The sequence below is a fragment of the Streptomyces sp. URMC 124 genome (assembly GCF_051386455.1).
Classification (GTDB): domain Bacteria; phylum Actinomycetota; class Actinomycetes; order Streptomycetales; family Streptomycetaceae; genus Streptomyces.
Genome location: NZ_JBPQTS010000042.1, coordinates 16,613 through 26,212 on the forward strand (window position 1 = coordinate 16,613; position 9,600 = coordinate 26,212).

Sequence of the window (9,600 nt, forward strand, 5' to 3'; positions counted from 1 at the left end):
TGCCGCCCCGTCCTGCGTCGTGAATTCTCTGCTCAACTGAGGCTTGTCGTGGCTCAGTTGATGGCTACTATAAAAAACTAAGCAGCAGCTATCAATAGAGGACGAAGGTGCGCATGGGGCGTAGTTACGACCAGTTCTGCCCTGCCGCCCGGGCCCTCGACGTGATAGGCGGCCGCTGGACCCTGCTGATCGTCCGGGAGCTCCTGCTCGGGCCGAGGCGCTACACCGACCTCGTCGCCGGCCTGCCCGGCATCGGCCCCAACGTGCTGGCCGAGCGGCTGCGGGAGCTGCGGGAGGCGGGGGTCGTCAGCCGGTCGCAGCTGCCGCCCCCGGCCGCGTCGGCGGTCTACGAACTGACCGCGCTCGGTGAGGCGATGCGCCCCGTGGTCGACGAGCTCACCCGCTGGGGCCTGCGGTTCCTCGGTGCGCCGCGGCCCGGCGAGCGCATCCGGCTCAGCTGGCTGCTCGGCTGCGTACGCGCCGGCTTCCGGCCCGAACTCGCCCGCGGCCTGCACGAGACGTACGAATTCCGCGTCGACGGCGAGGTGTTCCACCTCCGGGTGGACGACGGCACGCTCGACGTCCGGCACGGTTCGGCCGGGGAGGCCGCGTGCGTGGTCAGCACGGACCTCGCGACCTTCATGGCCGTCGGCGCCCGGCTGCTGGCCGTCGAAGACGCCCTGGAGCGGGGGATCGCCCGGCTGGAGGGCGGGCTCGACGCCGTCGCCCGCGCGGTCGCGATCCTCGGCGCGCACCTCGAAGCCACCGACGGCCGGTACGGCGTCATCGGGGCCGTCGGCGCCACTTTCCGGCCGGCCGCGGCCCGCGGCCTCCACGAGACCTACGAGTTCCGGATCGATGACTTCGTCTTCCACGCACGGGTCGACGACGGCACCGTGGACATGGGCCAGGGGCCCGCCGACGGTCCCGCCGCGACGCTGATCACCGGCCTGGCCACCCTGCTCCAGCTCGGCGCGGGGACCCTGTCGCTGGAGGACGCCTTCACCGGCGGCTCGGCGACGGCCACGGGCGACCCGGAGGCGGGCGTGCGCATGGCCGCGGCCTTCGGCGTGGCCCGTCCCGGATCGCGCGCGGCGTACGAGGAGCTGCCGGGGTGAGCCGTGGCGTGGCTGCCCCGGGGTGATACGCGACCGCCTGGCTGCCGTAGAGGGATCTCGGGGGCGGTTCTCCCGTTCCTCGGGGTGACCGCGGGTCACGGTGGTCCGCGTGTCACGGCTAGGACTAACTGGCTCTGAACGAACTGGAGTTGGTGGTTCTGTCGCTGTTATGGGTGGTTTGCTCCGGCGGTGCCGCCCGTCTGCTCCAGGGGTTGCCGGCCGCTGTGAGGATGGATTTTCCGCCTACGCCGCACGGCGTGCGGACGCGCCTTCCGGACCGTGGTTCCGGCACTCACTCGGGAGATTCCTTGCAACCTTCCGCTCCACTCCGCCGCGTCGCCACTCTGGCAGCCACCGCACTCGCCGTGGTGGCGGCCGTCGCCCTCTCCCCGCACAGCGCCGGCGCCTCGGCCGGCCAGAAGCTCGTCGTCAACCCCACCACGTCGGAGGCCGCCGGAAAGGTCCGTAAGGCGGGGGCCGAGCCGAGGAAGGTCCGTTTCGACGATTCCACGCTGGCCGCCACCATGGTGACCCTGAACGCCAGTGAGCCGATCCCCGGTACCGCGTGGGTGCCGGACCCGAGAGTCAACAAGGTCGTCGTCACCGCCGACCCCACGGTGACGGGAGCGAAGCTCACCCAGCTCACCACGGTGCTCAAGCCGCTGGGGGAGAAGGTCAAGCTGGAGCGGACCGACTCCGAGCTGAAGATGTACCTCTCGGGCGGTGACCCGATCCACGGCTCCAACGTGTCCAGCGTCCGGGCGCGCTGCTCGCTCGGCTTCAACGTCAAGAGGTCCGGCAAGCCGGACGCGTTCCTGACGGCCGGGCACTGCGGCAACCGGGTCACGTCCTGGTCCACCAGTGACGGCGGTGCGGAAATCGCGCTCGTGCCCGAGGGGGGTTCGAGCTTCCCCGGCAACGACTACGCCATCGCGGAGTACAACGCCGGCGCGCCCGAGCACCCGAGTGAGGTGAACCTCTACGACGGCGACGCGCAGCCCATCGCCGCCGCCCGTGACGCGGTCCTCAACGAAGCCGTCCAGCGCAGCGGCTCCACCACCGGCCTGCACGGCGGCACGGTCACCGGCCTCAACGCGACCGTGAACTTCAGGGAGGGCCAGGTCACCGGACTGATCAAGACCGACATCTGCGCCGAGCCCGGCGACAGTGGGGGTCCGCTCTTCTCCGGCACCGACGCGATCGGCCTCACCTCGGGCGGAACCGGCAACTGCACCGACGGTGGGACCACTTACTTCCAGCCGGTGGTCGAGGCGCTGACGGCGTTCGGCGCGACCGTCGGGTAACTCCGTAAGGGAAACGCGGACCATTACCCCCGGGCAGTCTGCCCGGGGGTAATGGTCCGCGTGGAGGTGGCGGTACTGCCTACTGCTTGGCCTGCTTGCAGGCCGCGTCCGTGGCGGTTCCGTTGACCTGGGAGACGGTGGCCAGCACCGTCCTGCACAGAACGGGGCTCACGGGGAGGCCCGCGGCACCGAGGCCGCAGGCGAGGTTGCCGTCGGTGGTGCTCCGCGAGTTCGGGACCTGGGCCAGGTAGTTCGCGCAACCGGCACCGTCGGCCTGCGCGGCGGGGGCGGCGACGACCACGCCGCCCAGGGCGAGAGCCGAGGCGCCTACGAAACCGGCGAGACGGGCTGTGAGCTTTCGGTTCATGAGGTTTCCTCGCTGCGATGGGGGTGGGAAACGAATGAGCCGACCGGAGCGTTGGCTTCCGGTCGCTCAGTCTTGTAACCACACAATGTGAAGGGCGGTTACGCGACTTCGCGGGTGAGTCGCCAGTGCACTTGACATTCGCCCAGCGCTCGCCAATGTCCGTGCGCCCCTGAGGGAGGCGGCTGCCGACGAGGCTCCGGTCGGGCGCCTGGCACCCGTGCCCCGGACCACGGGCCCGTGCCCCTTTCCGAGCTCTGCGCCCGGACAGCACCAGGCAAGTACGGGTGCTGCATCAGCCGGCGGGCGATCACCGTTCGGCCCGACCGCCTAGTCGTTATCCAGCGGTCGGCCCGATCCCGCACCGGTCCGAATGCACCGCAGCCCGGCATCCGTGTACATGCCGCCAGGGAGCAGCCGTACGTGTACGACGGGGCAGGGTCTCGCTGCATGGTCAAATGACGGGCCGGAGCCCAACTACAGATCGTCGGCCCGGTGCCGTCGCCGGTAAGCACGGTCTCGGCAGCGATTCGAACGGTACGTACTATCGCGGCGCCGGGAGCCGGCGGCGTAGGTCATGTGTCCGCACGGCACAGCAGCCGCAGCACAGTCGCCGCCGTGTCGCGTTCTTCGGGAGCGCGGCGCCGCAGACGCAGCAGTACCGACGGCGAGCCGGAGGAAGCTCTTGCTCATGCCGCGGACGCTAAACTCTGACATCTGTGTCAGAGTCAAGCCGGCGGGGCCCGCACGGCGGTTACGGGGGACGGTATGAGGATCGGTGAACTGTCGCGGAGGACCGGCGTTCACGAGCGGCTGCTGCGTTACTACGAGGCCCAGGGCCTGCTCCACCCCGAGCGTCTCCCCAGCGGCTACCGCGCGTACGCCGAGACGGACGTCGCCGCCGTGCGCCGCATCCGCAGCCTCCTCGCCGCCGGACTGAACACCGCCACTATCGCCGCGATCCTGCCCTGTCTGCGGGACGAGGGCGAGCGGCTCGTCCCCACCTGTTCCGACCTGGTCGCGGACCTCTTCAGGGAACGCGACCGGATCACGCGCGCCATCACCGACCTGCAGTCCTCCCGGGCCGCGCTCGATGACGTCATCGCCGCGGCGCCCGTCGAGGTGGCCGACCGGGCGGCCGCCGCGCTCGGGGCGCCCGTGCACGCATGACGGCGCGTCAGTCGGCCGCGGCCGGGCCGGCGCACGGCTCCTGGGCCGAACGCGTGACTCGTCGCGCCGGAGCTCGCCCGCGCGGGTGAAGGCACCCCGCGGAAGCGTTCGGCGGCGTGCTCCGCGCGGTACGGCTGCCGCGATCGGCGCCGACACCGGGCCGTGACGGACGGCGGACGACGGACGACCCGGAGCGGGAGCAGGTGGCGCGATGAGTGGCCTCACGCGGGGATGGCGAGCACGGGCGGGCGTGGCGGTCGCCGTGACCGCCGCGGTGACGGCGGCGACCGCGGGCCCCGCTGCGGCGGTGCGCGAGCGCGGGCCGGACGCGGCCATCGAGGCGGTGATGCGGAAGCCGGGGTACGAACACGCGCGGTGGGGCCTGCTGGAGGTCGACGAGAAGGGGCGCACCGTCCGGTCGAAGAACGCCGGCGAGTTCTTCATCCCGGGCTCCGCGGCCAAGCTGTTCAGCGTCTCGGCGACCTGGCGGACCCTCGGCGGCGGCCACCGGTTCACCACCCCCGTGCTGGCCGTCGGGCACCGGCACGACTCGGCGCTGGACGGTCACCTCGTGCTCGTCGGCCAGGGCGACCTCAGCCTGGGCGGCCGCACCGGCCCGGACGGCACCCTGGAGTACACCGACGTCGACCACACCTACGCCAACGACGTCCCCGGCGCGACGCTGACCCCGCAGAACCCGCTGGCGGGCATCGACGAACTGGCCCGCCAGGTGCGGCGCTCCGGCATCACCGAGGTCAACGGGGACGTCGTCGTCGACTCCCGGCTCTTCACCTCCTCCGCGAACCTGGACCCGGGCCCGACCCCGCTCATCGTCAACGACAACGTGATCGACCTGCTCACCACCCCGACGTCCGCCGGCCGCCCCGCCCGGCTCGACTGGCGCCCGCACGTCGCGCCGTACCAGGTCGACTCCCAGGTGCGGACCGTCCCGGCGGGCGGCGCCACCGACGTCTCCGTCACCGCCTCGCCCGACGGCACCCGCATCACCCTCACCGGGACGATCGCGGCCGGAGCGAAGCCCGTGCTCCGGGTCTCCCCGGTGCGCGACCCCGACGCCTTCGGGCGGACCGCCCTCATCGAGGCCCTCGGCCGGGCGGGCGTGACCGTCCACGCGCACGCGACCGGCTCCAACCCGGCCGGTCTCCTGCAGCGGGGCCGGCACACCACGGAGCGCGTCGCGGCGTACGTCTCGCCTCCCTACACCGAGTACGCCAAGGTCATCCTCAAGGTCAGCCACAACCTCGGGGCGAACCTGGGCATCTGCCTGATGGCCGTGCACGCCGGCAGCCACCGCTGCGACGACGGCTTCCGGCCGCTGACCGCGTTCCTCCGCGAGGCCGGGGTCGACCCGCGGCAGCTGCAACTCCTGGACGGGCGCGGGGGCAACCCCGTGGACCGCATCGCCCCGACGGCGTTCCCGCGCCTGCTGAGGTACTGGGAGCGCACCCCCGACGCGGCCCGGTTCCGCAGGTCCCTGCCGATCCTGGGCGTGGACGGCTCCCTCGCCGGCTCCTGCACCCGCGCGGCCACCTGCCCGGCCCACGGCAAGGTCTTCGCCAAGCCCGGTACGGTCGCGGGCTTCGACGCCGTCAACGACCGGCTGGCCGTGGCCGGGGACACCCTGGCCGGTTACCTCGACGCCGGCCACGGCCGGCACCACACGTTCTTCATCGGCGTCAACGGCGCCTCCGCGCCGGACATCGAGGGCCTCCTGGCCGTCATGGACGACATCAACCACATCGCGGCGCTCCTGCAGCAGCAGGCGGCCGCGCGGGGGAACGGGCCGCGGCCGCGACGCTGAAGCGACGGGTACCGGCCCCGGTGTCGATCTCCGCGGCCTCTTCAGAATTCTCACCCGCACCATGAGTCACAACTCAAAACCGGACCAAGTGGAGTGCAGCTCCTGAAAAGCGGCGCTTACTTGCCTCGTGTTTGACTGATGTATGACCCGTGAACTCTGGCGCATTCAGGCACGGTTCAGGGGGCGGGCATTAGCTAGTGTGTGCGGTGGTGCTCGGGGTGGGAGTGATGCGCGTAACTGTCCCTGTGATGCGGTCGGACGGGGCAGTTGTGCCGATCACGTATCGGAAGGGGCATGATGGCGTCAGAGCGACCGGGGCATTTCCCTGAGGAACGCGGCGGAGCCACTGTTCGCCGGACCGTGGTCGTCCCGCTGGACATAGGGATCGGCCGGCCCGTGGAAGCGACCGTCACCTCGTTCGACGCTCTTTCCCACAGCGGCGAGCACGTGCTGATCGGCATGGGAACACCGGGGGACGTCCCGTTGGTCCGGGTCCATTCCGAGTGCCTGACCGGCGACGTCTTCGGCTCCTTACGCTGCGACTGCGGCCCTCAGCTGCGCGAAGCGCAACGCCGCATACACGAACGCGGCGGGGCCCTCGTCTACCTCCGGCAGGAGGGGCGCGGTATCGGCCTCTACAACAAGATCGACACCTATGCGTTGCAGGACACCGGAATGGACACCTTCGCGGCGAACACGGCGCTCGGATTCGCGCCCGACGCCCGCGACTACGCGGTGGCGGCGCAAATGCTCCAGGCCGCCGGCATGCACCGGATCGATCTCCTGACGAACAACTCCGATAAGTCGGAACAGCTGCGCCGGAACGGTATCGACGTCGTTCGCGAAATACCCACCGAGACGTACGCCAACCCCCACAACATCCGCTACCTCGCGGCGAAATCCACGATCACCCGGCACGGGCTCACCCTCGATTCCGGCCGTGACGTCAAGGAAGCGCTGTCGTGACCGGAGCCGGCGAGGGGGTGCAGCGATGATCAGCCAGGACCTGATAGAGCAGCTGATGCGGTACGGGACGTCCACGGTCGGCATCATCACCGCGACCGGGCGCAGCGGCGTGAACCTCATGTCCGCGGAGTGGACCTACCTCGTGGCCCGGCGGCCACCGCACTTCGCCGTCGGCTGCCAGATCAAGAACCACACCACGGGCCTCATCCTGGAACGGCAGGAGTTCGGCCTCACCCTCTGCGACGCGACCATGGCCTCCCTGGCCAACTTCGCCGGCACGTTCACCGGCGCCGAGGTGGACAAGAGCTCGGCGTCCGGCCTGCGGCTGCGCGAGCCGGCCGTGACCGGCACACCGACCGTCGAGGGCGGCACCCTCAGCGCCGAGTGCCGGGTCCGGTCGGTGGTCGACCTCCCCGACTACGCGCTGATCGTCGGAGAGGCCGTGTGGATGACGGCCGACCCGGAGCGCAACGCCACCCCGCTCGTCAAACACGGGGGCATGTACGAGCTCGGCGAGCGGATCCTCAGCCGGGAAGTGACCGGCTCCGCCACCGCCTTCCCCGACGGCACCGTGCGCCTGTGCGCCTCCGCGCAGGGCGTCGACGACCCGGAGCAGCCGGTGCCGTGGACCGTGACGCTGTCCCCGGCCGCCGGCGGCCCGGAGATCCCCGTCGGCACCGTGCGCGACGGCGAGGACCTGGACGTCGTCATCGAGCTGCCGCGAGCCCCCCTACCGGGCGACGCACTGATCGTCGCCCGCCCCGACTGCCGGCCCGTACGCGTCGCGCTGCCGACGCCGTGACCGGTGGACCCCTGTCCGACACCCTGCTGGAGGGAGGTGAACAGCATGCGTAAGGCCGTCCGCCGTTACACGCTCTCGGTCAAGTAACCGGGAGCGGGCTCCGTAGAGCGATGACAGGCCCGGAAGCCCCCTCGACCGGGGCTTCCGGGCCCCTCCGCCGACGACGCCGGGAGAAGAGCACACCCATGAAGCTTACTCAGCGCGCCGCCAGGGTGGTCTGGGTCGAGGGCCACGGGCTCCTCGTCACCGACATCCGCGGCGGCCTCCACCTGCTGGACGAGGATTTCGAGCTGATCCGCTCCGGCCGCAACCCCGAGTCCGTCGCGCCGGTCTACGCGGTGACCACCTCGGGCGACTTCGTCTACACCAAGGACGCCCGCGGCACGGTGACCCAGTGGAGCCTGCCGTCGCTGCACCCGGTCAACTCGCTCGACGCGCACCACCTGCGGGGAGACGGCGAGTACCTGGAGGGCGAGGAACCCTCCACCCTCATCAACCGAGGGATCTGCGTCTGGCAGGACAAGCTGTACGTCAACAACGGCTACATGGAGATCGCGGTCATCGACGCGCGCACCTTCGACCTCATAGAGGTGCGGCCCTCCATCACCGACCACTTCCTCGAGTGGTTCTGCACCGAGCGGCCCGGTGAGCAGTGCGTCGCCGACAAGCACGGCAACCTCTACATCGGTGACCTCACGGCCTTCGACTTCCCCGTCCACGTGCGGCTGGACGACAAGCTCAACCTGCACCGGGTCCGCTACGACCGCCGCCACGACCGGTACTGGGTGACGCAGGACGCCGGCGAGGACGAGGCCCTGTACGTGGCCAACGGGGTGGTGGTCATCAGCCCGGACGGGCGGATGCTGCACAACTTCAAGTTCGCGGCCGACGACGTCGAGGCCCTGGAGTTCGACGACACCTTCTCCTTCGCCTTCTGCGCGGGTTTCGAAGGCGAGATCACCGTCTTCGACAACCGCGAGAGCGAGCCGCGCATCGTGCGCACCATCGCACCGTTCCGCCACCAGATCACCGACATGACGATCACCTCCCGCGGCCATCTGGTGGTCCTCACCCAGGACGGGCAGATGGAGCGGGTCTCCGCGGAGGGCGAGCGGCTGGCCCGCCTCGACTTCGACAGCCGGTGCGTGTGGGACATCCAGCCCGACCCGCTCACCGAGGACGGCTATCTCGTCGCGACGGACACCGGGGTGCTCGCCGTCGCCCTGACGGACGTCGAGGCCTCCCACCCGAACGCACGGGTCACCGGCCGGTGGGACCTCGGCCTCGGCTTCGTCCGCCGGGTCCGTCCGCTCGCGGACGGCACGTTCCTCGGCGTCACCCGGTCGGGAACGCTCTTCCGCCACGACCGGGAGGGAGCCTCCCTCTGGCAGGTCCCCTTCGCACCGCACCTGCACGACCTGAGCCCCGGCGCCGACGGCGACCGGGTGCTGGTCGCGGCCAACGAAGGCGCCTTCGAACACGACGCGCGCACCGGAGAACGGCTGCGCGAGCTGGACCTGGCCGGGCTGGTGGCATGGACCTGCGCCTACGGGCCGGGCGGAGAGCTGCTCTTCGGCACCCGCAACGGAGTCCTCTTCTGCTTCGAGCCGTCCGGCGAGCAACGCTGGCGGGTGGAACTCGGCGGCTACTGCAAGCGGATGCAACGCCACGAGGACGCGGTCCTGGTCACCGGAGGCGAATTCGCCGTCAAGGCCGTCGACGTGGCCACCGGCAAGGTGACGGGCCACTGGTTCGACATGCTGGAGAACACCGTCGAGAGCGTGACGGTCATCGGCGACCGGGTGTACGCCACGTCCTACGGCCTGCAGATGGCGGTGTACGAGACGCGCTCGCCCGAAGTGCTGGGCGTCGTCGAACCCTTCCAGGACTTCCCCAAAGCCCTGGCCAGGCGCACCGGCCGGGAGGGCTCGCCGCGCGACCTGCTGCTGGTGGGAGGACGCGGCGGATTCCTGCAGATCCGGGACGTCACCGAGGAGGGGCCCGTGCTGCTGCGGACGGTCTACCTGCCGGCCGGATACGGGAAGTGAGACGGT

8 protein-coding genes are annotated in these 9,600 nt (G+C 70.9%); 7 read left to right on the forward strand and 1 reads right to left on the reverse strand.

Features of this window, described 5'->3' with window-relative positions; translation table 11 throughout:
• The first annotated feature begins 113 nt into the window (after positions 1 to 113).
• Positions 114 to 1,118 carry a winged helix-turn-helix transcriptional regulator gene (locus ACSNOG_RS11850; RefSeq protein ID WP_436752561.1) on the forward strand — a complete coding sequence of 335 codons (1,005 nt, stop codon included), beginning with the start codon at positions 114 to 116 and terminating at the stop codon, positions 1,116 to 1,118.
• A 308-nt stretch (positions 1,119 to 1,426) separates the two neighbouring features.
• Complete coding sequence (locus ACSNOG_RS11855) at positions 1,427 to 2,422, forward strand: S1 family peptidase (protein WP_436752562.1); 996 nt, start codon at positions 1,427 to 1,429, stop codon at positions 2,420 to 2,422.
• A gap of 79 nt (positions 2,423 to 2,501) precedes the next feature.
• On the opposite strand, the gene ACSNOG_RS11860 is transcribed toward ACSNOG_RS11855, so the two are convergent.
• Positions 2,502 to 2,789, reverse strand: coding sequence for a hypothetical protein (locus tag ACSNOG_RS11860; protein ID WP_436752563.1), 288 nt, complete (start codon positions 2,787 to 2,789; stop codon positions 2,502 to 2,504).
• Positions 2,790 to 3,554: 765 nt separating this feature from the next.
• Between ACSNOG_RS11860 and ACSNOG_RS11865 the strand changes: the two genes are divergently transcribed.
• From ACSNOG_RS11865 to ACSNOG_RS11885, 5 genes are all read left to right on the forward strand, one after another.
• On the forward strand, positions 3,555 to 3,956 hold the full coding sequence (locus ACSNOG_RS11865) for a MerR family transcriptional regulator (protein WP_436752564.1): 402 nt from the start codon (positions 3,555 to 3,557) through the stop codon (positions 3,954 to 3,956).
• A 211-nt stretch (positions 3,957 to 4,167) separates the two neighbouring features.
• On the forward strand, positions 4,168 to 5,778 hold the full coding sequence (gene dacB / locus ACSNOG_RS11870) for a D-alanyl-D-alanine carboxypeptidase/D-alanyl-D-alanine endopeptidase (protein ID WP_436752565.1): 1,611 nt from the start codon (positions 4,168 to 4,170) through the stop codon (positions 5,776 to 5,778).
• A gap of 297 nt (positions 5,779 to 6,075) precedes the next feature.
• Positions 6,076 to 6,744, forward strand: coding sequence for a GTP cyclohydrolase II (locus tag ACSNOG_RS11875; RefSeq protein ID WP_436752585.1), 669 nt, complete (start codon positions 6,076 to 6,078; stop codon positions 6,742 to 6,744).
• Positions 6,745 to 6,769: 25 nt separating this feature from the next.
• Positions 6,770 to 7,546, forward strand: a complete 777-nt coding sequence (locus ACSNOG_RS11880) for a flavin reductase family protein (protein ID WP_436752566.1) — start codon at positions 6,770 to 6,772, stop codon at positions 7,544 to 7,546.
• 185 nt (positions 7,547 to 7,731) lie between these two features.
• Positions 7,732 to 9,594: an outer membrane protein assembly factor BamB family protein gene (locus ACSNOG_RS11885; protein ID WP_436752567.1), complete on the forward strand. Its 1,863-nt coding sequence runs from the start codon at positions 7,732 to 7,734 to the stop codon at positions 9,592 to 9,594.
• Positions 9,595 to 9,600: the final 6 nt, after the last annotated feature.

Coding starts and splice junctions, on each gene's coding strand:
- ACSNOG_RS11865 (WP_436752564.1), top strand. CDS start 3,555: ATGAGGATCGGTGAACTGTCGCGGAGGACCGGCGTTCACGAGCGGCTG.
- dacB (WP_436752565.1), top strand. CDS start 4,168: ATGAGTGGCCTCACGCGGGGATGGCGAGCACGGGCGGGCGTGGCGGTC.
- ACSNOG_RS11860 (WP_436752563.1), bottom strand. CDS start 2,789: ATGAACCGAAAGCTCACAGCCCGTCTCGCCGGTTTCGTAGGCGCCTCG.
- ACSNOG_RS11880 (WP_436752566.1), top strand. CDS start 6,770: ATGATCAGCCAGGACCTGATAGAGCAGCTGATGCGGTACGGGACGTCC.
- ACSNOG_RS11850 (WP_436752561.1), top strand. CDS start 114: ATGGGGCGTAGTTACGACCAGTTCTGCCCTGCCGCCCGGGCCCTCGAC.
- ACSNOG_RS11885 (WP_436752567.1), top strand. CDS start 7,732: ATGAAGCTTACTCAGCGCGCCGCCAGGGTGGTCTGGGTCGAGGGCCAC.
- ACSNOG_RS11875 (WP_436752585.1), top strand. CDS start 6,076: ATGGCGTCAGAGCGACCGGGGCATTTCCCTGAGGAACGCGGCGGAGCC.